Origin of the sequence: Desulfovibrio inopinatus DSM 10711 (assembly GCF_000429305.1) — a bacterium.
GTDB classification, from domain to species: Bacteria; Desulfobacterota; Desulfovibrionia; order Desulfovibrionales; family Desulfovibrionaceae; genus Alteridesulfovibrio; species Alteridesulfovibrio inopinatus.
Map to the genome: position 1 here is coordinate 54513 of NZ_AUBP01000007.1, position 24497 is coordinate 79009.

The window sequence follows — 24497 nt, forward strand, 5'->3', positions numbered from 1 at the left end:
TATGAGAAGGTCTTGTCAAAGCATGGCGTGCGTTTATCCCGAGTGAATAGCGCGCAGCAGATGGACGGTGCGTGACATGGCAACACCTTCATCGGCTATAAGCTCTTCCGGATCGGGAAGAATTTGGAGAATTCGACCATGCGCCGGTTTCGCTCCCAATGTAAAGTGGTCATGAGGAAAAAGTGCATGAAAACCAGCTTTTCCAAAAACGAGAATATAGCGGGGGTTGATGGATTCGATTCCAGAGAGAAATTTCTGTGGCGCTGCTTCGAGCGTTCCTCCTTGCAGAGCACTCAGCGGCCAGAATCCGAGAAATCCGGGTGGCCATTGAACCATGGATCGCAGATTGCGCCATAAAGCTCCTCGTCTCGGATCACCCTTGCCGAGGAGATCAAGACCGAGTTCCCAATAGGTCCAAATGACGCGAGGCCGCTCCGGCAACAATGCTGTATAGCGATCCCACACCGTGTTTTCCGTGGTGTTTGAAATTGGTGTAGTTTGCGCCGCTGTCGTTTCAGTGGAAGGAGAAGGATGCGGCGGCGTTGTTCTGGACTGGCTTTCAGGTGTTTGCACTGGGGAAGGCCGTCGGACTGTCTCCTGCAGTGTTGCTTCTGAAGGTTGTGACGGCGGCGCTGGACGTGTTGACGTCAGACGTTGTTGTGGTGGGGCGTATTCCGGGGGAGCTGATTGGGCGTGTTGTTGATCGGGACGTCGTAAGGGCACTGGACCGCTCTGCCCTGCCTGGGCTGCCGCCGCTTTCCGATGAGCCTGAAAGGCTCGTCGTGTTTCTTCAGAAACAAAGAGACTTCGCACGCCGGCCAAGCGCCAGACGCGGACATGTTCAGGCATGGTTAAAGGTGGGCGATCCATTCCCAAATTCTCCAGGCAACCTCTGTTTTCGCGAGTGTGGGCCACGTTTCGGCGCGACCTTTCGCATCAAGGACAAACACACGATTTGTTGCAACACCAAATCCGGCATCAGGCCGCGTAATATCATTGCCCACAATGAGGTCGCAATGTTTTCTGCGGAGCTTCCCTTCAGCCTGTTTTTCAAGATCATCCGTCTCTGCGCAAAAGCCGATCAGTTTTTGATGCGTTTTTTTGGAATCCCCCAGGCTTTGTAAAATATCTTTGGTTCGGTTGAAGTGCACCGTCAAACCATTGTCTGCAGATGCCGATTCTTTTTTGAACTTGGATGCCCCATGCGCAACTGGCGAAAAATCTGCGACAGCCGCACAAAGACATGCCATATCCATGGCTGGCCACGTGTCCATTGCAGCTTCGTACATCGCCTGAGCCGTCGGTGTCTTATGAACTGTAATGCCATCAGGCAGCCACATATCAACCGGCCCACTAGCGACGGTCACGTGTGCTCCAAGCATCCAGGCCGCCACGGCAAGGGCGCCTCCCATGGTGCCCGAGGAGGGATTGGACCAGAATCGGACCGGATCGAAATATTCACGTGTCGGCCCCAACGTGAGAAATATCTTTTTTCCTTCAAGATATTTTGGGGCCATGGCTCGTAATACGGCCATAAGGATACGTCGGCTATCGGCAAGCCTGCCTTGACCCGTATCACCGCATGCTACGCGCCCTACTTCCGGGTCTACCCCAATAACACCGCGATCACGCAATGTCTGCCAATTGGCTTGGGTTGCAGGAGCATCCCACATGCGAGGGTTCATTGCCGGAGCGACGACGATTGACCGGTTAAAAGATAAAGCCTGTGTGGAAAGCATATCGTCGGCCAAGCCATGTGCCATTTTGGCCAAAATATTGGCTGTTGCAGGAGCAATGAGCAGGCAATCTGCTGATTCGCCCGGTGCGAGGTGACCGAACACCGCGTCTTCGTGATCGAAAAGCGTTGTATAGACAGGATCGGCCCCAAGGGCGCGAAGTGTCAGTGCTGGCAGAAAACGTTCACCGGATGCGGTCAGTGTGGCACCGACACCGGCTTCTGTTTCGAGAAGCCGGCGCAGGAGCGAGGGAACCGCACAAGCGGCGACCGAACCACAAATCCCGATATGGATGCGTTTTCCGAGAAATCCGGTAAAGGTAAGATGGTTGTCGCTCATATGATCCTTATTAATAGGTAGAATTGCCATTAGACGTGGAATACGAGTTTTGCGGTATGGCCTTGGGAATAGACGAAGATTGCAGAGGGGTGTCATTGGTGTCTGAGCGAAGGACAACCCAAATTTCCGCCGTGGTGCTAATGGTGCCTTCATCTACAAGAATAATAACGTCCTTGCCCTGTTTCTCAAAAATCATCAGGCTCTTGGCGTGTTTGAAAAAGCCGCGCAGCGTAAATCCCTGACCAGGCATGGTGTCGTAGTAAAAACGGTACAAGGACGGTGCATTGACTCGACCGGTCAAAACGAGCACGCCGGTTTGTCGTGAAAGTGTTCCGATGACGAGCGATTTCTGGTGATCGACACTCATTTCTTTGGGAATGGGAATATCCGTGAAATCGGCAAAGTAAATGCCTCCGTCATTGTTTTCACTTTCGGTGGTTTGAGTATTTTCCGTCGGTGTATCAACTGCCGACGGATTCGACATAGCGCAGCCACACAAACTAGCAGCAAGAGTTATGGCAAGACAGGACGTCAAAAAACGCATGAATTTCTCCCAGGTTGGGGACTAGCAGCGAAAATAGGTCCAATTCAACAAAGGCAAGGCCGGAACGTGAATTTTACACGCGTAAGGCCGTCAGCAGCCGTTAGTTTTTGCACATTTGGTTGTATTGATGGTATATGCTGGAGAGTCACGTCATTCTGTCGCGACTCTAGCATGACGCGGCCATGAAGCAAAACCCTTTACAACGCCCTGATTGGGCAAGAATTCAATTATTTATTCTTAATGCACACTGCTCAACTCATTTTTTATGGGGAACTTGCCCACTCGTCAGAGCACCTTCATTTGAAGTATCGTTTCATGTGACTCGGCGAGCCTCAGTGAAAGATGTCATGGAGTCCTACGGTGTTCCGCATACGGAGGTCTTCGGGTTGCTTGCTAACCTGCAGCCTGTGGGTTTCAATCATATTGTCGTTCCTCATGATCGTATTGTTGCTACACCAGCCGTTTTTCCGATTCACGTAGAAAAATCGACTCGGCTTCGCCCTGCCCTCCGTGGTCCTGTGCGTTTTGTTGTAGATGCAAATGTGGGACGACTGGCCGGGCTATTGCGTATGCTCGGCTTTGATACAAGTTACTCTTTTGAACACGATGATGCAGCTTTAGCAGAAATATCATTCCAGGAGTCTCGTATTGTTCTCACACGTGATCGAGGATTACTCAAACGATCGGCTGTCATCCATGGACGCCTACTACGAGCCAATGATCCTTGGGATCAACTTGGGGAAACCGTTCGTGCATATGGTCTGACCCCACCGTGGGCGTTGTTCAGTCGGTGTCTTCGGTGCAATGCCCTTCTCGAAAGAACGACGAAATCACATGTAATCCATCGACTCTTACCTAAAACAAAGCGCTACTATAATGATTTTTCTCTGTGTCCGAGGTGTGACGCACTCTATTGGCCGGGATCGCACTTTGACGCTATGCTGGAACGCTTGCAGCGATATGGGCTGATTGAAAGAACAAAAGGCACGGAATCCTTTTTTATAAAAAATACGTGACGAAATCATGTGATTGACGTATTGGAGCCGCAAACACAACAATTTCTTTTCAATGTGTTTTGTATGCCCGATTCTCATTTCTTGGCGGAAATTATGCGTTGATCGGATTCCCGGTCTTTCTCCCATAGATACCCGCAAACCAGTGTGTTGGCGATTCATCGGGCAGTGTTCGTTGTTTTCGGATATATGTTTTGAAGATACGCCAATTCTGCTCTGGTATTTTCGAACAAGTCGGGTTTAAGTCCAAGTTGATCGTTTGTATTACGATTGCACTCGTTTTGTTCGCTGTGTTCAGTAGCGCGACGTTCTCTTTGGTGATGAACCACTTTGGAAATACACTTGCCTTTTCCGAGTTGCACCAGATACTTCGCGTTGCTGAAAATCGGCTGGAACTCTCGGTCGAGGGGTTCCGCGGCCACGTCCTCTTGGGATTACGTCAGGAAGATTTTCTCCGTGAACTCTATGACTGGGCAATGCTCGGTCTCCAGTCCAAAACATCACAAAAAGAAGCCGCACTCAGTCATTTTTTGAGTCTTACCGAGCATTCCGGTATTGAATCCGTGGCTATTGTTCTCGATGATCACATCCAAATATTCCTTTCTCGTGGACTCTTCGGGATTCAGACAGAAAACGGTTTTTGGGGGCAACACTTTGATTCCACCTCCCCTGCCCTTCAAGACGTCATTCGTTACGAACGGATATTGCCTCCTGATCGACTTGTGCACGCGATTCAGCAGTCCACTCCAGGGTTTTCTCTTGTATGGGGAGAGTCTGAACTTGCATTGGTGTATCGGAAATCCCTGATTTTTTCTGTAGAGTCGGAAATGAAGACATCCAAGCATGCTGAGATTACCTTTGTGCAATATTTGAATGCAGCCTGGTTGCGATCGATGATATTCGATCATGGCATAGGCATGCTTCTTGCCGACTCGAAAGGCAATAAGACGTTCCGTACATCTAAGGCCTTTGCCACAGTCGATCTCAATGCGATAGCTCTGGCTGCGCAAGATGCGTTTCGTAATGATCGTGGAGTGGTGGAAGGTCATGCATCTGGAACATATCATGTCTTTAGCATGATTCCTCTGGGAGCTGATCATGATGCCGTTATGCTTGGTGTCACGATACCGGATGTATTCTTCCAAAAACTCATTTGGCGTTCCATTGGGATTGTTTTTGCTCTTTCCATGGTGATACTGATCGTTCTTGTGTTGATCGTCAGGGGGTTGCTTCAACGAATGATCGCCCCGATTACGGAGTTGGCAGACGCTGCGACTCGACTTGCCGGCGGTGATTTCGAGAGCCCCATAAATTGTACGGGGCATGATGAAGTGGGTTTGTTGGCACAATCCTTTGAAACCATGCGTCATAACCTGAAATCAAGTTTTGACGAAATTTCAATAGCACAATGCCGATTGAGCCGATTTATAGAAAAAACACTTGAAGGGGTATTTCGGCTGGATGAGCAAGGCCTTCTTGTCGAGGCAAACCCTGCCATGGCGCATATGTTCGGGTATGATGACATTTCGCAATTCTTGAGAAGCCCTTATCGATTATTTCTACAAAGCTTTACGCATGAACAGCATGCCGATGCCTTTTTGAGTTGCCTTCGCGAAGGACACGCCGTCACCGGATTTGAAGTGTTACTCCAAACACGTAATGGACCGACACTCTGGGGGCGCATTTCTGCCCTTCCCGTCAAGGACGATACAAATCAATTTTGTGGGGTTGAGGGGCATATTGAAAACGTGACGGATAGAATCGCTGCCTATAAGGCGCTTCACCAGGCAAAGAAGGATCTTGAGGTGCGCGTTGCCGAACGAACATCACAGCTTGCCGCTCTCGTTAAAATACTTGAGCATCGTAATGAACTGGTTGCCCGGCTCAATACGATGAGTGCTCAGCTTCAGGCCTGCGCGAACATGGCCGATCTCTGTAGCGTACTGCAAGACGGGCTTGCTGCGTTATTCCCCGAAAATTCCGGTGCCCTCTATTTACGTGTTGAGGGGGGAGAACAACTCGTCAATATTCACGAGTTTGGCGATACTCCTTCGGAGGAACCGTTGATTGACGTCAAGAGCTGTCGAGCATTGACTCAGCACGATGCAATCGGTCTTCGATTTGAAAAAAAACACCTCTGCGAAAATTTTTCTCGTCCAGAGGAAATCGTATTTTGTATCCCTCTGCGAGGCTACAATATGACGCACGGGGTTTTTCAAGTACGCAGTCTGAAAACAGCGTTGCGTGATGAACACGAACATCGGTCCACTCATGAACTTGCTGTCGACGTCGCTGACCACATTGCACTGGCGATAGCCAATATTTTGCTCCGTGAAAAACTTTTGCAGCAAAATGTGCGAGACCCCCTGACGAATTTGTACAATAGACGCTACCTCAAAGAGGTCATTGACCGGGAAGGTCAGCGCGCTAAACGACATCAGCGTACAATTGGTGTCATTTTCATGGATATCGATAAGTTCAAACTCTTTAATGATACCTACGGACATGACGCCGGGGATTACATCCTGAAGCAAGTCGGAGGGTTCATTAACGATAATATTCGAGAAGAGGACACGGCCTTCCGCTACGGGGGGGAAGAGTTTCTTATTCTACTGCCCGAAATCGATTTGGAAGATATTATTCTGCGTGCCGAGAGTTTACGCCGACAAATCAAGAATCTTTCGTTTCAATATAAGGATACAAACTTGGGTCCAATCACGGTTTCGGTTGGAGTGGCCGTGTTTCCGCAACACGGCCACGATTTGGATAATGTTGTGCTCTATGCTGATGATCTTCTTCTTAAAGCCAAATCCTCAGGCCGAGACCGTGTTGTCTATCCCGAGATTGAAAACGAGTAAGTTGTTTTTGGCTTTTCTTTTCTTCCACTCCTCCTGAAACGATCAATGTCTTAGAGGTTATCTTTCAGTTTGAGAGTGTGAATGAGTTTCGCCAGCAGGGTTGGTTTTTCGTGAAGATCGGAATTTTGAAGGAATGTCCGACGCTGCTTGAATCGGTCGTTGAGTGTGGCAATGTAGGTTGCTTTATTCTGCACATCGGCTGGATTATAGCGATCGTAATATCCAGGAAGAATTGCTTCAATGGATTCTTTCGTCGGCAACTGTGCACCCTGAATGATATCCCAGTCCTCCCACTCAAGCTGATCGAGCAAGATCGCCGTTTGTAATGTCAGTGATGTCTGAAGGGGAATTGATGTCAGCTCGGTATCAGAAGATTTCCAGAATCCGACGGAATTAAAGCAGTATCCTGTGGCCCCATGTTCGAAAACATTCAGAAAAGCCTCAACGTCTTTCCAAAGCTCATAGACGCGAAATGGGTTGGCATACGGAACAAAGACGAGTTGTTGTAATTCCTCTTCGGAAACGTTTTCGGCCATGTTGCGTTTGGTCATAAGGGAAGCCCCCATGGCCACGGCAAGAGATCGTTTAGAGAATTTGAGGATAGGCGGCAGACAGGTGTCCTTCATAAGCCAAACCATGATGTGAGGAAAATCGCATCGATTCACTGACGTCCCAAGAAGATCCCGATCAAGTAGAGCGCGTCCATTGGGATTACGCAAGTCGTGACCAAGGGGGAGCTTTTTCCCTTCGACTTCGAGGATGGCGTGGTTCATGACGGAAATGACATACGGCCAGTCCGGATGATCCAGCGAGCGGGAATCGGTTTTATCAAACAGCGTGGGTTCCCATACACGGCACACCTTGTTTTTACAGTCAATTTGAAATGCATCGTCATGAAGGACAACTTTGTTGAACCCTTCGGGCAATGTGCCGGCATTGTCGCTTGCATTTGTGTGTGAAGATTTTCCGGTTCCCGAAAGACCGAAGAATGCGATGGAACGCTTTCCAGCTTTTTGGGCTGCGGGGTCAGAACAGGAGCTGAAGTCGAGTTCTTTGATGCCACCATGACATGCGGCCATATTCAGACGCATACCGGAAGTCCAGGCCAAGGTCAGCGTCCCCTTCTTTCGTTCTCCGAAATACCGCATGCCGAAGTTGAAGATAACATTGGCCTGCTCGTCGACAAGAGCAAGCATACGTTGCCCCTGCTTGTGATAGTATTCATCGTCCAAATCCCAGGCATTGTCCGCCACGACGATGATATCCTGGATGGGGAGCTTGGGGCTGGATTCGTAGATTTGGGCCAACTCTTGATATGGTGTGAAATTGACGAGCCAGTTGAAAACGTTGACGGCATCGTCTTCGGTGGTGATGAAGCTTGCTTTGATCATGAGGTCTCGATCAAGCCCGATGATAGCTTCTGCTTTGATGAGTGGACGAGGTCGCATCTCGAAAACCGCTTCACGCACGTCACCGAGAACTTTGCGCTGTTCGGCCCCGGACAGCCTATTGTAATACCGTATAGCCTTGGCTGTTCTGCCGACAACCCGACCATGACAATTATTGGGGACACGAGCACCCTCAGGAAGACCGAGACGTTTAGCAGCCGGTGGGTAGATGGGCATATCCGTCATCATGACATCGGATTGATTCTGCGCGAGACGATAGGCTTCTGCTGCATCGACGGTGCGTATGCGAGGATCGCAAAGCAGAGTTTCCGCCATAGCTCGCAACGGCGGCATGGTCGGGATAGCGTTCTTATAATATTCATAACTGGATTGGCTTGCCATTGTGACGATCTCCTTTGGACATTGGCGCTGTTTTCTGACTGAGGCGGTTTGTGTAGAGAAAACGGTAGCCCGATCAGTATTGGGCGTAGGTGTTGAGTTCTTGATTATTCCTTGAAAGCTGACGAAAAGGTGTCAGACGAGTTTCGCAGGATTATAGAAACAAAAACGTGATGCCGTCAGTATCTAACGTATACTTTGGATATTTTTCAATGAATAATAATAATTGAATTCATTTTAATATTTATTACGGAAGAAAGCAGTGCCTGAAAGAAAAAAAGTGGATAAACATTGACAGGTTTGAAATGGTAATGCCAATAAATTTGTTATGACTTGATCAAATTTATTGCGAGAGAGTTTGGTTCTATATTGAACTTTTGTAACACGCGCCGGAACAGAAATGATTACTCTTAAAATCAAAAAAATTGTAGGATTATATGCGCTGTTCGGTGCACTATGGATTCTTTTCTCCGATAAGTTGGCGGCACTCTTTTTTCCAACAACTGAAATGTTGGTATTTGTCAGTACTCTCAAAGGCTGGTTTTTCATTCTAACAACATCAGCGATGTTATGGATATTACTGTCTCGTTATGAGCAGAAGCGTGACCGGCAGGATGCAATTCTGCGGGAAAGCGAGAAGACATTTCGAGCATTGTTTGAAGGATCTTCCGGGCCAATATCACTTATTCAAGATGGAAGATTTGTCGAATGTAATAAAGCAACGCTCAGGGAATTTAGGGTTCAAAGTAAAGAGCAGTTTATGAATTCCAATCCTGGCGATTTTGCTCCGGAATATCAACCTGATGGGCGGCTTTCTTTTGAGGCGGCAGCCGAATACAATGCGACAGCTTATAGAGAAGGTGTCTGCCGCTTTGAATGGCAGTGCAAGCGGTATGATGGCACGACATTTTTTGCAGAAGTGACCTTGGTACCGATATGGCTCAAGGGGGATCAACTCCTCCACGCCTCTGCGCATGATATTACTTTGCGCAAGCAGGCGGAAGAAGCTATGCGCCGATCCAAGGAAGAATTGGAACGGGAAGTGGAAAAACGTACTGTCGAGCTTCAACGACTGAACACTCGGCTTCAAGCTCTCGATAAGCGGAAAAGTGAATTCTTATCCTCGGCGTCACATGAGCTTCGTACGCCACTCACATCGGTGTTGGGGTTTGCAAGTATTGTGGTCAAACGATTCCGTAGATATTTTCTTCCACTTGTTGAAGGTGATCCAGTCTTACGTCAACGCGCTGAAACATTGCTTGAGAACGTTCTGCTTATTGAGAGTGAAGGCAAACGCCTGACAAGATTGGTTAATGATTTATTAGATTTAACCAAGATCGAATCAGGAAGGAATGACTGGAAGTTTCAAGATGTCAATGTCGTAGAGGAAATGCGCGCAGCAATTCTGACGGTGTTTGAGGAAGGAGATGATCGGTCTCGGGTAAAATTCTCCGCCATGTATCCGCACGAACTGGTTATTCAGGCTGATTCAGACCGTATTCGTCAAGTATTTCTCAATCTTCTTTCCAATGCACGAAAATTTTCAGGGCCTGGGGAGATTTGTGTGTCGGTCGTACGTCAGGAAAATATGGCGGAAGTTCGGGTTCAGGATAGTGGGACAGGCATTAAGCATGATGAACTTGAGCGTGTATTTGAACCATTTTATCAGAGCCAAACGCGTTCCTCGGATATGGTTCGGTCGCAAAGTACTGGACTGGGGTTAGCGATTTGCCGCCAGATAATAGAGCATTATGGTGGGGCTATCTGGGTTGAGTCAGAATTCGGTCATGGGGCGACGTTTATTGTTTCTCTTCCACTCGAAGTGGCATAAACGATGCTCTCCTCTGCTTCTCCAATCGACATCGCGTGATCGTAAGGCACAATCAGTCGTCTTCGTCCCCGGCTTGCTGTGCTGTGGGAATGACTGGAATAGGAATGAGGACTTCAATAGGTTCGATCAGACCACCTTGTTTTTTGAAGTTGCTCAGCCGTGCGAGCATGATCTTGCTGACCTCAAGGCTTTTACGGGCCAGAAGAACACCGGAATTCGACATAATGTCATGATTGAGAATCATGCCTGGCCGTAGTTCTCCAACAGGTAATTGTTCTTTGGTGAATCTGGCTTCTACGCCCAAAGCGCATTCCAGGAAGTAGAGAACTTGGGGATCGTATTTATTGTCTGTATCTTCCAAAGCAAGAAAGGATGTCCCCCAGTTGTCATGCCGTTTGCTCATCTCTTCTTCAAAGTCAATGGCAACCCGCAGAATGCGTGCCCCAAGTGGAATATCTTCACCCGCGACATCATCAATGGGGATACCGCTTCCATCGAAATTTTTACGTTGGTATGCAATCATGCGTCCGATCGTGCCTAACCGGGGGATATGGCGTACGAGACCACGGCCGATCTCAGGAACCATATCATAGAGTTGTCGTTCAGATGGGCTCAATACTTGCCCCAGAGCAATCTTTTCAATGGCTTGACCAGGAAGAAGGACGCAGCCGATTTGCGAGAGCATTGCCGCAATTTCATATTGCCAGAGACCGCTTGTAAACATTTGGCTGGCAATAACATGGACGAAACGACGGATTCTCATTGAGCGACCGAAGGCTTCGGGATTCACCAAAGACAGGGTTTCCGTAAGGACTTCGATAGCGCCTTTGAGTGTACGTTCAAGAAGAACGCGTTCCGAGACGATAAGACGATGCTGTTCCAACCCAGAATTGAGAGCGTTTCGGAGATCTTGGTCCTGACAGGGCTTCACGAGAAAACGAAAGATATGCCCTCTGTTGACGGCATTGATGGCTACTTCGAGATCGGCGAACCCGGTGAGGATGATACGTGTTGTCTCTTTGCTCAAACGATAAACTTTTTCGAGGAACGTAATGCCATCCATACCAGGCATTTTGAGATCCGAGACCACAACGGCAAATCGTTTTTTGCGGAGAATTGCCAAGGCCGCTTCAGGACCATCGGCGGTTTCAATGGTATATTCATCGGACAAACTCCGCCGAAATGAGGACAAAATAAGTGGGTCATCGTCTACAAAAAGGATGGATTTGTTCATCATATCCTCGCAATCAAAAGATCAATATGGCAATTGGAATACTGGTCAATCATTCTCTTTTTTGTGAGCGACGTCTTGCTCGTTTTGCTCCTGTCCCTCTATAAGAGGAAGAGAGATGATGAAATTCGTCCCAGTATGAAGATCAGTGGTAAAGTCAATCGTGCCATTATGACTTTGAATTATATTATATGCCAGTGATAATCCCTGGCCGACGCCGACTCCAACATCTTTCGTTGTAAAGAATGGATTGAATATAAAATCTGCTGCCTCAGGAGGAATACCGGGCCCATTGTCCATGACATGTATTTCCACGCGTTCACGGTTTTTTCGAGTGCAAACACGGATACAGCCTGATTGGACGTCATGCATGCCGGATACAGCCTGGACCGCGTTGATGAAAATGTTGAGAATGGCTTGGCTTATTTCAGGTGATGAACAGATGACTTCAGGGATATTCTCTTCCAATTCTAATTCCACCTGTGTGTGTTCTCGCCATGTCCCTTCTGACAACGTGATGATATTGCGAATGAGGTCGTTGATATCGACTGGTCGTCGCACGTCGCGTTTTTTTGGGGTCAATTGCTGTAAGGCCGTAACAATGGTTGATACACGGGTCATGCCGTCACGAATATCGTTCAAAGCGGAAGGGATTTCTGTCATTGCTTGTTGCAAAGCGCGTGGTTTGTCATCTTGTGCCATATTTTGTGGTTGATTGATATAGTCGACAAGTTGCGTGAACGAGCGTTGGAGAAAGTTGATATTGTTGAAAACATACTGAATAGGCGTGTTGATTTCGTGGGCCACGCCTCCTGCCAGGTGGCCGACAGCATCAAGTTTTTGCGAGGCAACCAGGCTGCGCTCCATGGATTTTCGTTCGGTGATATCCTGACAGGTGACGATGATGCGTGATCCGGAGGAAGTGCTTTCGACATCTATTATCAGCACAAAATGGCGGAGCTGATCGGAATCGAACTGTATGGAAAATTCCGCTTGCCCACCGACTCCTTTTTCTCGTGCTATTTCAAAAAGTCGGCGTACTGAATCTTTATACGGATCGTCGATCAAGTTGATTAAGCCGTTGACACTCATGTCAACATCGCCGGCTTCAAGGCCGAAAAGCGAAAACAGTCCATCACTCCATAGGGTTTGCTGCGTACTCGGGTCCACAACAAAACTGCCGAGATGCGCTGCGGCTTCAGCGCGAGAAAGATCTCTCTTACTCGTACGGAGCGACTCAAGTAACTCTGAATTGCGGAGAGACATCGCGATAAAATCGCCAAAAGCCGTTGTTAAGCCCGCGTCTTTGTCAGTAAAATCATCGGGTTTGTTGGCTAACCCGATGATGCCAACAGGCATATTGTTAAAGAGGAGCGGAGCGAACAGAACATTGTTGAGGGCAATATGCCCTGCAGGTAATTCTGATGCCCACTGGCTCTGTTCATAATTATTTTCATATGTGGCGCGCAATTGGGTATAGGCATGTGCACGGAGGCCGCGGATGGGAAATGGCAACGTTGGGTCGACATCACATTGCTGTTCACCGTTTTCGAAAAATAGAATTTCGTTTTCTTCGCCCGAAGCAGACATCAGTCCAACGAAACCGGACGTTGCGCCAATGAGATTGCGACACAAATCAAAAATTTTACGTGCCGCGGTGGGAAAATCCACTGAATGCAAAACCATTCGGGCAGCTTCAAGCAATGCGTCTGTATAGGTCGTTTGTTGCCGCGAGGCTTCAAGGGCGCGGGTAAGAGCGAGACGCTTTTGGTAAAGTTCAACAAAAATGCGGATTTTAGCACAGAGTGTTTCTGTCACGACGGGTTTGAACAGGTAATCAACTGCCCCAGTCTCATATCCTTTAAATACATGGCGCTCAGATGTATTGACGGCAGTAACAAAAATAAGAGGAACATCTTGGTTGCGCTCTCCCGTTCGGATATGTTCTGCTGTCTCAAATCCGTCCATTCCCGGCATCATGACATCAAGCAAAACCAACGCACAATCATGTTCTTTCAGGATAGACAATGCCTCCAAGCCGGATTGAGCCATAAGCACGTGGACGCCGGGAACACGACGAGCCATGGCAGCGAGAAGGAAGAGATTCGTTTCATCATCGTCCACAATGAGGATCGTTACTTGCTCATCCATAGAAATACCCTATGGAACTGTTTGCTTCGTATTTTGAGTACGCGAAGCCGTTCTTTTTCTTCGCATCCCCTGGATATCCCTCGCCTGTAGAGCCAGTGAGCAATGTTTGTGCAAATTCTAATCTCCATGATATTGTTTGTCTCCACCTCATATGCCATGCAAAGTTAGCATATCGAATTGAAGAAATAACAAAACACAGGTTCTGATTACGCTCCCTGTATGTTTTCTGCAAGAAGAGAACTGAATTTCCTTCCTTATTCCCTTTCGAATTATTCAGTATTGTGAGCTCGTTCAGATTATGGCAGAGACAGTCCCTTCGCAGCAGGCTGTATAAGGGCTGAAAACAATGTTTCTGGAGAAACACCATGAGCGAAAGTGCTGTTCCAAGTCGTATCACAAACGCCCCTCGGACTGAGAGCCGTCAAATCGCCCTCGCGTATTGTTATGTCTTCTTGGCTGCAATTATGTGGGGGCTAATAGGACCGTTATCCAAGTATGCCTTTTCACAAGGCATGGGAACAGTGGACGTCGGATTTTGGCGTACGACACTCGCTTTCGTCATGTATGCCGTTCACGCCTGTGTCATCAAGGAAGTTCGTATTTATAAGGCGGATATTCCCATCATATTTGCTTTTGGCATTTGCGGGATCGCCGGTTTGTTCGGATTTTATGTCGTGGCAGTGCGTGAAGGTGGTGCAGCTCTGGCTTCAGTCTTATTGTATACAGCTCCGGCCTGGGTCGCGTTGTTGTCGTATTGCGTTCTGAAAGAGCGCATGACGGTTTTGAAAATAGCTGCAGTTGCGACAACGATTGTCGGAGTCGCGTTGGTCAGTTTTGGACCGAACCTCTTTGGACATGCGTCGTTGACGTTTACGACAGCCGCCATTGTTTTCGGTTTATTGTCGGGATTTTCGTATGCGTTATATTATATTTTTGGGAAAAAATTTCTTAGCCGTTACAAAACTCCGACACTTCTTGCGTATGCCATGCCTGTTGGAGCTCTTGCTTTAGCGCCGTTTTGTTCGTTTTCCATTCCCAATCCCGAATCTTTCATCGCCTGCATCGGTATTGCATTTGTGTCTACCTATGGAGCGTATTCGGTCTATTACGCCGGCTTGAAGCATCTTGAAGCCACCAGAGCATCAGTCGTTGCAACGATGGAACCAGTTGTTGCCTCCGTCGTCGCGTACTTTTGGTTCGGGGAACATTTTGATTATACGGGATATGTTGGAGCCGGTCTTATATTAGGGAGTGTGTTACTCACCGTATGGGATGGTGTGCGCGATGGAAATGGTGGGAAGAGAAAATCGGCAACCGAAGGAAAAGACGAAAATAGCAATCGTTGATTGCATTTCTTCGTGATACGGATGGACCGTATCTTTCTTTTCCTTCGGGAACCGGGGGACCGTCATTTATTTGGACGGATTGAATTCAAGTTCCAGGTTGTTTCCTTTGCCGGCTTCTTTGATGCGATAGAGGCCGCCATTTTCCATTTTGAGCTCGACTTTTTCGGCTTCATCGGCCAAGGCGGCGAGGAATGCATCGTTTTCTTCAGGAGTGTTCTCAATATTGAGATATGCTATGGCCGGGCCATCGATATCGTCGCCAAGTTGAAAGAGAAAGTGATTGTGCATGATAAACAGCATATCTTCGTGGGCATGGGTAATGCCCAGTCCAAGCTTTTCCATCATGTCACCTATTTTACGAAAACGGGGGTCGTTGTCCTGCACGGGAACCTCACTGAAACAGGTTGTTTTGAATGAGTATTTGCAAAAATGTATAATAGTACTTTTTGGCTGAAGGTCAACTGGAAGGAAAAAGAACGGTCAATCAGGCGTGAGAGAACGTGGTATACTTGAGACTTGGCTTGCCCGAGACCAGCTTTCAAGTTAGTGAGTTGAGTGTTTCGAGAGAGCCTATTGCTGGTGAGATAGGAAAGTAATCAAGGAGACGAGTATGGTGAGCCTTTCTTGGGTTATGATTTTATTTGTGCTCTATGCCGCTGTGTTTATTGTGTATTATTTCTATTATTTTCGGCCGCGCATGTATTTGCTGTTGTTGTCCGAAACGAACTATATGAATTGTTACCTTTCCAAATTACCGCATATGGACGATGGTTCTTCCGATCGGAGTGAAATGGAAGCGTTTCTTTTAAAGAAGCGGTCAGTATTTTTGCGTCGGTGTAATCGTTTCTTGTTCTCTGCAGCAGCGTTTTATGTCGTTCTTGTTCTCATTGCGGCCGATTTTTAAACATAGAGACGTGTCCCCTGAGAAAAGACGGAGCGTTGCTTGGTGAGCGTGGTCATTTGCAGTTCGGTGCAAAGGGGAATACTGTCGCAACAAACCCGTCCGAAGAGTTCGGTCGGACGCAGGGAGAAGCGACGTGATACAAAAGATAGTGCTTATTGGTCTGGCTGGCAGCCTTGGTGCGTTGTCTCGATATGGAATCGGTTCTGTGGTCCATTCCTTCATGGGGCGGAATTTCCCATGGGGAACGGCCGCAGCGAATACGATGGGATGCTTTCTGTTTGGTCTCGTCTGGTCGTTGGCCGAAGATCGCTATATGATTCGACCAGAAACGCGAATCATTATTTTGACGGGCTTCATGGGAGCTTTTACCACATTTTCCACCTTTATTTTCGAAACGAATCAATTGCTTCGAGATCAGGAACTTCTTCGTGCTGGCCTGAATTTTTTCGGACAATCATTCGCCGGTTTTGCCGCATTGCTTTTGGGACTTGCTGCGGGCCGTATCATTTAATTTATGCTATAGACTGATCCTATTGTCGTTGAGGAGGTGGTTATGGAACTTGACCATATCGCCGTGAATGCGTCCGACCCCCTTCGACTCGTCGCATTTTATGTCGATGTTCTCGGCCTCACCCCGATGCGTGTGACGGAATATGAGCGCGGCGATGTGCCATTCCCGTCTGTACGGATTGGACGCTCTTCGATTCTTGATTTTTTCCCATTCGATGAACACAGCTCCGAAGGCATAGCGCCTGGCGAGCGTCTTAATCATTTTTGTTTCGCCATTGAATCGACCATGTGGACCGGGATGCTGAAACGACTCAAGGCATACGGTGTCGAGATCATCACAGGGCCGGCGAAACGATTTGGTGCACGCGGAATGGGAGAGTCTGTATATTTTCATGATCCTGAAGGAAATGTGGTGGAGCTGCGCCACTATCCGCAGGAAGGAGCTGGTACATGACAACGAAAGTCGTCACGACATGTACACGTGACTGTCCCGGATGCTGTGGATTGAGTGCAACCGTCGATGCCGGTCGCTTGACCGGTCTTGGTGTGAATCCGGATTTTCCTTTAGGCCGAGGGGGCGTTTGCGCGAAAGCTCGAGCATATGTCGATCGAGTGTACGATCCCGAACGGGTTGTGACTCCCCTGCGCCGGACACGAGCTGGATTCGAACGTGTCGGCTGGAGTGATGCGCTTGATGAAATGGCTGACAAGTTGTTGGCAACACGAGAAAAACATGGTCCGGAAGCGGTCCTGTATTACATGGGATATGGAGAACGGACAGCACTCAAGTTGCTGAATGCCCGTTTCTTCAATCTGTTCGGCGGAGTGACGACACTTTCCGGTAGCCTGTGTGGCGGTACAGGACAAGCCTCGCAGAACCTTGATTTTGGAGAAAGGATTTCTCACGATCCCCTTGATCATTTGAATGCCCAAAGCGTGATTTTGTGGGGACGAAATCCTGTTGTGACTCAGCACAGCCTGCTCTGGGTATTACGTGATCTCAAAAAGCAGGGAAAAACGCTTCTTGTTGTTGATCCGACTCCAAGTGCGACGGCTCGGGTCTTTGGTGGACATATTGCTGTTCGTCCCGGTGGCGATGTGTGGCTGGCCATGGCAGCAGCTGGACGCGTGATGGAACGAGGTTTGGTCAATGATCGTTTTATCTCCGAATATGGTGAGGGGTTTAAAGAGTTTTCGTCTCTTGTCAAACGCTATACAGTTGACGATATGGCCTATCGGGCCGGTGTCTTATTGGATGATGTAGACCGTTTGGCCTCAGCTATGACCAACGGTGCCCCGGCAGCCATACTCTTAGGATGGGGTTTGCATCGTCGCAAGACAGCGCACCAGTCCATTCGGGCCATTGATGCACTTTCAGCCATGACGGGGAATATCGGCATTGCCGGAGGTGGTGTCAGTCAGGGGTTTGAAGAGTACGGGCCGTATGACCCGGCCATATGGGGAGAAGATCTTGCCGAGCCGCGGCGCAAACTCTCTATGCCAAGCATAGGCCGATCAATTTTAGAAGCGAAAGATCCCGGTATTGAAATGATTGTCGTGAGCGCTGCCAACCCGGTCTGCATGGCACCACAGGCCAAATTGACACGACGTGCATTCGAAAAAACGCCGTTTGTGGTATCCATGGCGCAATTTCTTGATGACACATCGGAACTGGCTGATCTCGTTTTGCCATGCGCAACTTTTTTGGAAGAGCGCGATGTGGTTGCCGGATATGGACACAATTATGTCGGGCCGGTCAATAAGGCGATCGAACCTGTTGGAGAATGCCGCTCCCAGTTCGACATCTTTATGGATTTGGCCAGCCGATTCGAATTTGGCTCCGAATTGATTGATACGGAAGAACGCTGGCTCACGCGAATCTTGCGTCCGCTTTTCGATAAAGGCGTGACACTGGCCGACATTGAGGCCGGTCCGATTCGTATTCCCGATGCTCCGTTTGTTCCGTATGCAGACAAGATTTTTCCGACGCCTTCCGGCAAATTTCGCTTCATGACAGAGTTCGTGGAAGAGGTTCCCAACGAAACGGAATCGTATCCGTATCGTCTTCTCAGTGTTGGTGGAGCAAAGTTCTTGTGTTCCGAACGCACGATGGCTTCACACGTCGGTCTCCCTGAAATCTCCATGGCGTATGAAGAAGTTCAACGTCTGGGGGTGTCGGATGGCGATGCGGTTGAAGTCTGTAGTCCGTACGGACGGTTGCAGGCACAATGTAAGTCTGTGAAGGGACAACGACGCGATGTGGTCATTATACCCCGAGGGGGCTGGATTAAAGCGGGACACGGCGTCAACCTCCTTACACGTGATGGCGCAAGTGACGTGGGCGAAGGAACGCCCTATTATGATTGTACTGTTTCTGTGAAACCCATGGGGGATTAAGAACGATTTTATATTGAATTTTACTTTGAAAAGAATCAATCTGAATATTCAGATGAGATAGCATGGAATGATGGTGTAAAGACAGGATACGCATTCGTGGTTGATGGGGCGCGCTTCTACCGGGTATTCGTTTGGGGAAAGGTGAACTGCCTGTCAGCGTAGGAGTCGATTTCCCAATGTCAGGGGGTTCCGACTCATGTGGGATACTCAAACCGTCGCCGGATTTTTTATTCCCGATGTTGTGGCCATCGTCTTCGGGATGGGCATACTGGGTCTCCTGTCCTATGCGTTGTGGTCTACACAGACTCGGCTTCGGCGACATATTCGACGACTTGAATATGAGTTGGAGAAAGAGCGAAAGAAACGCCGTCGAATTGTTGCGTCATACAGAATGAACCGGACGTTCTTTGATAGCGCGCTTGATGAAGTGCCTGTACCGATTTTTTTCAAGAATGCTGATGGGCTATATACAAAAATCAATCAAGCTTTTGCTGACATGCTTGGTCAAAGCCGGAAGAACGTACTTGGTTTCGGCGTCAAAGATGTTGCCCCATCGGATCTTGCCAAAACGTATAAAGATATGGATCATAGGCTCTTTTGTGGTGAAGAAATGCGGCAATCCTATGAGAGCCAGGTGTTGTTCAGTGATGGGAAGAAACACGATGTTGTTTTCCATAAAGCCGCCTTGCGAACAAAAAGTGGTGTGGTCCGGGGCATACTGGGAATGGTTTTCGATGTGACGCCATTGAAGCGGACCGAGCAAGAATTACGCATGGCACTTGATGAACTTCAGGCCGTATTCGACAATAGTCTGGTTGGTGTCGTGTTGCTCAAGGGCGGCCGGTTTATTGAAAGAATCAACGCACGGGGAGCGGAAATATTTGGTTTTAGCCCGGAAGAGTTGCAAGGTCAGTCGGTGAGTGTCGTCCATGTGTCTCCGGAACATTTTCTTGAGTTCGGAGAAAAGTATGTTTCCATGCTTGAACATCAGGATTTATTCAACATCGAATACCCCTTGCTCCGCCGAAATAAGACCACGGTGTGGTGTGCACTCTCCGGAAGAGCCGTTTCTTCCACCGATCTTTCACAAGGGATCATCTGGATCATTGACGATATAACTGAACGCAAGCGTCATGAAATCATGCGTGAGGAAATTGGTCAATTGGCTAGACACAGTCTCAAGTCTCCCTTCGGTGCAATGATCTCCGTTTCCGACATGTTTTTAAGTGAAGAAAATTTGACCAAAGAACAGCTTGATCGGATCGCCACGGTACAGGACACGGCCTTACACGTATTCGATTTGGCGAATGTGTTTCTTGTTATGGCTGGTGATGGTCCTGAGCATTTTTTGATTGATCGCGAACCCGTGGATATCGCTTGGCTTGCACGGCGCGTGGTGGTCAACGTGCAACGGCAGGCCGTACAGCGGCAGTGTACACTTGCTGTGTACTTTGATGGGCATGAAATGACAACGGATGATTCGCTGCTTATGCTTGGCGAAAAATCTATGCTTTACAGTATGTTGTCAAATGTGGTCAAAAATGCGCTGCATGCATCTGATCCTGGACAAGCGGTGTTGATATCACTTTTCCAGGGGGATTGCGCCATGATCGAAGTGCAGTACGAGAACTCTGCTCCCACTGTAATATGCGAAACATTTTTGCACGATGACAAGTGGTTTGAAGCGCAAGCAGATATTGATTTTTCCTTGTATTCCATGCGCCTGACTGTTGAAGCACATCGTGGCGAAGTGGATATTGATACCGACAGCGCAACAAAAACCATATTTCGGATTCGATTGCCTCGTATGCAGGCCGCGTGTGAAGCAAAGGCTGAAACTGTATCCATGCAAGGAGGCGATATATGAGAGGCGTACCGTGATGCACAACAGGGTCGTGTCCTGGGCCACGTTGCCGATTGTGGATGAAAAGGGAATGGTTTGGGGAAGTGAGTTTCTCTATAGAAACTCACCCGACGCCTATGTCGCCTTTATTGAAGATGCAGATCAGGCAACTTTGGATGTGCTTTCCCATGCAGCGATGAATCTGGGTGGTGGAAGCTTCGAAGGATTAGCTCTCGTCAATTTTACGCCCTGGACGATTACCGAAGATTTTTGTTTGTGTCTGTCTCCGCGGCGAGTGGTGATCGGACTCACCGCTCTTGATGATATGGATGGAATGCTACGCGCTATCGATGTGGCAAAACGCCAAGGATACAACGTTTCTCTTTCTGTTGATTCGGTCAAACAATTTTCTGCCTCGATTGCCCAACGTGTTGATATGGTGGAGTTTGATGTCAGTACAATGTCGTCAAACGAAGCACAGCGCCTTGTTGCCATGGCACAGCGCCATCACGTTTCAATACTTGGAAAGTATATTTCAAATCGGGCACTGTTCAAGGCGGCCAAGTCTTTGGGATGTACGCTTTTTCAAGGATTTTTTTTCTCTGAGCCGGTCCGGTACGCTAAGCCTCGCTTTTCCTCTTCCGCATCGTTGCGTATGCGTCTTCTCAAAGAAATCGAACTGAATGAGCCCGATATTGATGCATTGACGGTGTTGGTAGAGGCTGAACCGTCGATTAGTTATCGTCTGTTGGCATGTATTCACGCCGTTTGTTTCTCGACGGTTTCAGCCGTGACGAGCATTAAACATGCTATACGCGTAGCCGGCTGGCAGAGTGTGAGGAGTTGGTTACGCCTTATGGTCGTGACAGATGTTTCTCCGCCTGATACTCTGCGCAACCTTGCCTATCAAGCTGCGGTTCGTGCCAAGACTTTGGAGCTCGCCGCACTTGAAAGTGGACAGCGCGATTTAGCCAATACATTGTTTCTTCTCGGTCTTTTTTCTCTTCTTGATACCCAACTCGATGATTCTATGGACTCTCTTGTCGGTTCACTTCCTGTCGATACACCTTTGGCCGATGCGTTACGTGGTCATGACAATGGGCTTTTTCATTGGTTAGGCCTCGTTGTTATGGACGAGCAAGGCGATTTCGAACGTGTCGACCAAGCGTCGGCCGCATTAGGGCTTCCCGCCAATCTCGTATCGTTGTGCCGTATAAAATCTGTTGCATGGGCTCAGGGAGTTTTCAACCTTTCCCGATGACCGCTTTGTACCTTCCTCCACCTTGCTTTCCTTTCTAGCTGTGCTATTGAAGATGCTCTATTATTAACATTGTCACGGTTATCAATATAATGAATCTCCTTATTCTGGTAAGTGCCGTTGCCTTGGTACTTTTGATACTCTTGTTGTATCAACTCTATGCGAAAGATCGAATCCAACGTCGACTTACTCACTCTCAAGTTTGTCTTGAACGTATGGCAAAGGAATATGACGATCTTTTTGCACAGGCACCTCTTGGCATATTCCGAACAACTCCAGGTGGAAAATTATTGATGGCTAACCCGGAAGTAGCGTCTATTCTCGGGTATGCTTCTATAGAAGAAATGAAATCCAAAGTAATGGATGTTGGGCAGGATATGTACGCCAACGCCATGGCACGTGAAAAAGTTAATCGTATTTTTGAGAATGGAGGCCGACTTACGCAGTTTGAAGCTCAGTTCAAACGAGCCGACGGTTCCATTACGTGGGTGTATATTAATGCGGCGGCAACGTATGATGAACAGGGGCGGCCTATTCGCTATAATGGCTTCTTGAGTGATTATAGTGTTCAACGCAAGAAATCGGAAAGTCTTCGCGCTTATGCTCGTGAGCTGGCTCGCGAAGTGCAGAGCCGCAATCTTGATTTGCAATCGGCATACGATTCTTTACTCAAAACGAACTGTCAGCTTCAGGAAGCGAAAGCTGCTGCTGAAATGGCCAATAAGGCCAAAGGCGAATTTCTTGCCAATATGAGTCATGAAATTCGTACTCCGCTCAATGCTGTTATTGCCCTGTCCGAGGTAGTTCTTGAGACCGAATTGAACAATCGGCAGCGTGAATATATTGAAATTATGCGCTCTTCCAGCAAATCGCTGCTTAGAGTCATTAATGATATTCTTGATTTCTCAAAAATTGAAGCCGACAAGCTCGATCTGGAACATATTGAATTCAAACCACGGGAACTCCTTGACGATGTTGCCGACATGTATCGTGATAAAGTCGCGGCAACCGCCGTTGAACTGGTTATTGATGTTTCACGCGATACACCTGAAGTTCTGGCCGGTGATCCCTATCGATTACGCCAAGTGCTCATCAATCTTGTTTCCAATGCGTTTAAGTTCACCCATACGGGAGAAGTATACATCGGGCTGCATGTTCATCGCGAAACGACAACGCGTATCAAAGCGGTCTTCACGATTAAAGATACTGGGATTGGCATGCCCCAAGATGTGATCGAGAATTTGTTCGTTCCCTTTTCGCAGGCCGATGGCTCTACGTCCCGTATGTATGGTGGAACCGGGCTGGGGCTGGCTATCAGTAAAAAATTGATTGGGTATTTTGGCGGCGATATTGATGTGTCGAGCGAAGTCGGATCGGGAACAACCTTTACGTTTACGGCATGGTTTGAGAAACGACATGCCGACAAAAGTATGGCACTCCGTGTTCCCGACGATATCGCACAGAAACGCGCCATCATCATTGAAGACAGTCCGGGAAGCCGGCTGGTATTAATGAATTTGTTGCTGTCTCTTGGGATGCAGGCGGAGGCATTTGAGCATGCCGAGCAGGCACTGGAAGCCTTGGAGTCATCACGTGTCGAGCCTCCGGGATTTCTGTTTCTTGACCAACGCCTCCCTGGCATGTTCGGTCTGGATTTTATTGAAGAAGCCAATCGGCGTGGAATGTATATTCCCCCCACGGTCTTGATGACGGCGTATAATGACGAAAAAGAGTTCGATCGTGCCGAGGCTCTTGGGATACGTTCCATTCTCATCAAACCGTTGACGCGTTCACGGCTGTACCAGTGTATTCTCGATGCGGTCGGTGCGCGGCCCTCACGTCGTAAACGTCCTGGACAGCATCGAGCTTTACCCCAACCGGGAAGTCGTATTCTGCTTGTTGAGGATAATCCAACGAACCGGCTCGTGGCGAGAGAAGTCTTGGAAGGCGCACACCTCGTTGTCGAGGATGCCGAGCATGGTCGAGCTGCGCTTGAAGCGGTGTCTCAAGCAACATATGATGTTATTTTGATGGATATTCAAATGCCCGGCATGGATGGTTTTGAAGCGACGACACGTCTTCGTACCCTCCCAGAGCTCGAAAATACGCCCATTATTGCTATGACCGCACATGCCATGATGGGTGATCGAGAACGATGTCTTGCTGCTGGAATGGATGATTATATCGCAAAACCGATTGATCAGACCGAGATGTTGGCCATATTGGCTCGACATATCCCAACGAAGCAGGGAGACTGGAGTCCGGCTGCACACATGCAATCGGCTGCTCAAAAGGAGCATAACATGGCTGCTCAGACATCCCTTTCACAACAGCTTGATTCCGACCGGCTTGAAGAACTTGAAGGTATAGACTTGGATGAAGCAATGGAGCGCCTTGGTGGAAAACGTGAATTATACAAAACGATCCTTCTTCGCTATCGGGAAGATTTTCGGAATCTTATCGGGGAGATAACGCAAGCGGTAGAGAGTAGGGATGAGACCAAAGCCATGCAACTCGCCCATCGATTCGGTGGGGCATCTGGAAATATTTCAGCTCGCTTAGCCCGGAAAGCTGCTCTCGATTTTCAAGCTGCACTCAAAACGGGAGATGATGGAACAATACATCGTGCGGTACAGCAATTGACGGAGAACACTACTTCATTGTTTTCAAGTATCGATATGCTGAGCCATAATGAGAGGTGAGCAAAGAGGGATTTTTCATTGCAATAATGTTGGATACTGAGTAGAAG

18 protein-coding genes are annotated in these 24497 nt (G+C 48.3%); 11 read left to right on the top strand and 7 right to left on the bottom strand.

What is annotated here, in order from left to right; genetic code table 11:
• Window positions 1-33: 33 nt before the first annotated feature.
• The 3 genes from G451_RS0107795 to G451_RS0107805 are packed head-to-tail and all read right to left on the bottom strand — an operon-like array spanning window position 34 to window position 2619.
• The gene (locus G451_RS0107795) at window positions 34-870 is read right to left on the bottom strand and encodes a hypothetical protein (protein WP_027183806.1); all 837 of its coding nucleotides are present in this window, start codon (window positions 868-870) and stop codon (window positions 34-36) included.
• Complete coding sequence (gene coaBC / locus G451_RS0107800; protein ID WP_027183807.1) at window positions 852-2075, bottom strand: bifunctional phosphopantothenoylcysteine decarboxylase/phosphopantothenate--cysteine ligase CoaBC; 1224 nt, start codon at window positions 2073-2075, stop codon at window positions 852-854. The genes G451_RS0107795 and coaBC overlap by 19 nt, the downstream gene beginning before the upstream one ends.
• A 10-nt stretch (window positions 2076-2085) precedes the next feature.
• Window positions 2086-2619, bottom strand: coding sequence for a hypothetical protein (locus tag G451_RS0107805; protein ID WP_027183808.1), 534 nt, complete (start codon window positions 2617-2619; stop codon window positions 2086-2088).
• A gap of 335 nt (window positions 2620-2954) precedes the next feature.
• On the opposite strand from G451_RS0107805, the gene G451_RS28280 reads away from it, so the two are divergent.
• Both G451_RS28280 and G451_RS32450 read left to right on the top strand, forming a co-directional pair.
• Window positions 2955-3635 carry a Mut7-C ubiquitin/RNAse domain-containing protein gene (locus tag G451_RS28280; RefSeq protein ID WP_245587791.1) on the top strand — a complete coding sequence of 227 codons (681 nt, stop codon included), beginning with the start codon at window positions 2955-2957 and terminating at the stop codon, window positions 3633-3635.
• A gap of 191 nt (window positions 3636-3826) precedes the next feature.
• Complete coding sequence (locus G451_RS32450) at window positions 3827-6490, top strand: diguanylate cyclase (protein ID WP_027183809.1); 2664 nt, start codon at window positions 3827-3829, stop codon at window positions 6488-6490.
• A gap of 50 nt (window positions 6491-6540) precedes the next feature.
• On the opposite strand, the gene G451_RS0107820 is transcribed toward G451_RS32450, so the two are convergent.
• Window positions 6541-8280: a phosphoenolpyruvate carboxykinase (ATP) gene (locus tag G451_RS0107820; protein ID WP_027183810.1), complete on the bottom strand. Its 1740-nt coding sequence runs from the start codon at window positions 8278-8280 to the stop codon at window positions 6541-6543.
• A gap of 397 nt (window positions 8281-8677) precedes the next feature.
• Here G451_RS0107820 and G451_RS32455 point away from each other — a divergent pair, with 397 nt between their 5' ends.
• Complete coding sequence (locus G451_RS32455; protein ID WP_051261279.1) at window positions 8678-10108, top strand: PAS domain-containing sensor histidine kinase; 1431 nt, start codon at window positions 8678-8680, stop codon at window positions 10106-10108.
• Window positions 10109-10160: 52 nt separating this feature from the next.
• Here G451_RS32455 and G451_RS0107830 read toward each other — a convergent pair whose 3' ends face one another.
• Together G451_RS0107830 and G451_RS0107835 are read right to left on the bottom strand one after the other, a co-directional pair.
• Window positions 10161-11342 (bottom strand): HD domain-containing phosphohydrolase, encoded by a 1182-nt coding sequence (locus G451_RS0107830; protein WP_027183811.1) that lies wholly within the window; start codon window positions 11340-11342, stop codon window positions 10161-10163.
• A gap of 45 nt (window positions 11343-11387) precedes the next feature.
• Window positions 11388-13490 carry a response regulator gene (locus G451_RS0107835; protein WP_027183812.1) on the bottom strand — a complete coding sequence of 701 codons (2103 nt, stop codon included), beginning with the start codon at window positions 13488-13490 and terminating at the stop codon, window positions 11388-11390.
• A gap of 365 nt (window positions 13491-13855) precedes the next feature.
• Between G451_RS0107835 and G451_RS0107845 the strand changes: the two genes are divergently transcribed.
• Window positions 13856-14836 (top strand): DMT family transporter, encoded by a 981-nt coding sequence (locus tag G451_RS0107845; protein ID WP_084448445.1) that lies wholly within the window; start codon window positions 13856-13858, stop codon window positions 14834-14836.
• A 66-nt stretch (window positions 14837-14902) separates the two neighbouring features.
• Here G451_RS0107845 and G451_RS0107850 read toward each other — a convergent pair whose 3' ends face one another.
• Window positions 14903-15220 (bottom strand): hypothetical protein, encoded by a 318-nt coding sequence (locus G451_RS0107850; RefSeq protein ID WP_027183815.1) that lies wholly within the window; start codon window positions 15218-15220, stop codon window positions 14903-14905.
• 226 nt (window positions 15221-15446) lie between these two features.
• On the opposite strand from G451_RS0107850, the gene G451_RS0107855 reads away from it, so the two are divergent.
• From G451_RS0107855 to G451_RS28295, 7 genes are all read left to right on the top strand, one after another.
• Window positions 15447-15740 carry a hypothetical protein gene (locus G451_RS0107855; protein ID WP_027183816.1) on the top strand — a complete coding sequence of 98 codons (294 nt, stop codon included), beginning with the start codon at window positions 15447-15449 and terminating at the stop codon, window positions 15738-15740.
• Between the two features lie 133 nt (window positions 15741-15873).
• A complete protein-coding gene (crcB, locus tag G451_RS0107860; RefSeq protein ID WP_027183817.1) occupies window positions 15874-16251 on the top strand; it encodes a fluoride efflux transporter CrcB in 378 nt (125 codons plus the stop codon).
• A gap of 42 nt (window positions 16252-16293) precedes the next feature.
• The gene (locus tag G451_RS0107865) at window positions 16294-16704 is read left to right on the top strand and encodes a VOC family protein (protein WP_034641340.1); all 411 of its coding nucleotides are present in this window, start codon (window positions 16294-16296) and stop codon (window positions 16702-16704) included.
• Window positions 16701-18647: a molybdopterin-containing oxidoreductase family protein gene (locus G451_RS0107870; RefSeq protein WP_027183819.1), complete on the top strand. Its 1947-nt coding sequence runs from the start codon at window positions 16701-16703 to the stop codon at window positions 18645-18647. The genes G451_RS0107865 and G451_RS0107870 overlap by 4 nt, the downstream gene beginning before the upstream one ends.
• A 196-nt stretch (window positions 18648-18843) precedes the next feature.
• On the top strand, window positions 18844-20514 hold the full coding sequence (locus tag G451_RS0107875; protein WP_027183820.1) for a PAS domain-containing protein: 1671 nt from the start codon (window positions 18844-18846) through the stop codon (window positions 20512-20514).
• Between the two features lie 10 nt (window positions 20515-20524).
• Window positions 20525-21751, top strand: coding sequence for a YuxH family protein (locus G451_RS0107880; protein WP_156921553.1), 1227 nt, complete (start codon window positions 20525-20527; stop codon window positions 21749-21751).
• Between the two features lie 89 nt (window positions 21752-21840).
• Complete coding sequence (locus G451_RS28295) at window positions 21841-24450, top strand: PAS domain-containing hybrid sensor histidine kinase/response regulator (RefSeq protein ID WP_051261280.1); 2610 nt, start codon at window positions 21841-21843, stop codon at window positions 24448-24450.
• The last annotated feature ends 47 nt before the right edge of the window (window positions 24451-24497 follow it).

Bases quoted from the DNA above. Each gene is read 5' to 3' on its own strand.
- G451_RS0107855 (WP_027183816.1), top strand. From the start codon at position 15,447: ATGGTGAGCCTTTCTTGGGTTATGATTTTATTTGTGCTCTATGCCGCT.
- G451_RS0107830 (WP_027183811.1), bottom strand. From the start codon at position 11,342: ATGAACAAATCCATCCTTTTTGTAGACGATGACCCACTTATTTTGTCC.
- G451_RS0107805 (WP_027183808.1), bottom strand. From the start codon at position 2,619: ATGCGTTTTTTGACGTCCTGTCTTGCCATAACTCTTGCTGCTAGTTTG.
- G451_RS0107845 (WP_084448445.1), top strand. From the start codon at position 13,856: ATGAGCGAAAGTGCTGTTCCAAGTCGTATCACAAACGCCCCTCGGACT.
- G451_RS0107875 (WP_027183820.1), top strand. From the start codon at position 18,844: ATGTGGGATACTCAAACCGTCGCCGGATTTTTTATTCCCGATGTTGTG.
- G451_RS32455 (WP_051261279.1), top strand. From the start codon at position 8,678: ATGATTACTCTTAAAATCAAAAAAATTGTAGGATTATATGCGCTGTTC.
- G451_RS0107795 (WP_027183806.1), bottom strand. From the start codon at position 870: ATGGATCGCCCACCTTTAACCATGCCTGAACATGTCCGCGTCTGGCGC.
- G451_RS0107835 (WP_027183812.1), bottom strand. From the start codon at position 13,490: ATGGATGAGCAAGTAACGATCCTCATTGTGGACGATGATGAAACGAAT.
- coaBC (WP_027183807.1), bottom strand. From the start codon at position 2,075: ATGAGCGACAACCATCTTACCTTTACCGGATTTCTCGGAAAACGCATC.
- G451_RS0107820 (WP_027183810.1), bottom strand. From the start codon at position 8,280: ATGGCAAGCCAATCCAGTTATGAATATTATAAGAACGCTATCCCGACC.
- G451_RS28295 (WP_051261280.1), top strand. From the start codon at position 21,841: ATGAATCTCCTTATTCTGGTAAGTGCCGTTGCCTTGGTACTTTTGATA.
- G451_RS0107865 (WP_034641340.1), top strand. From the start codon at position 16,294: ATGGAACTTGACCATATCGCCGTGAATGCGTCCGACCCCCTTCGACTC.
- G451_RS0107870 (WP_027183819.1), top strand. From the start codon at position 16,701: ATGACAACGAAAGTCGTCACGACATGTACACGTGACTGTCCCGGATGC.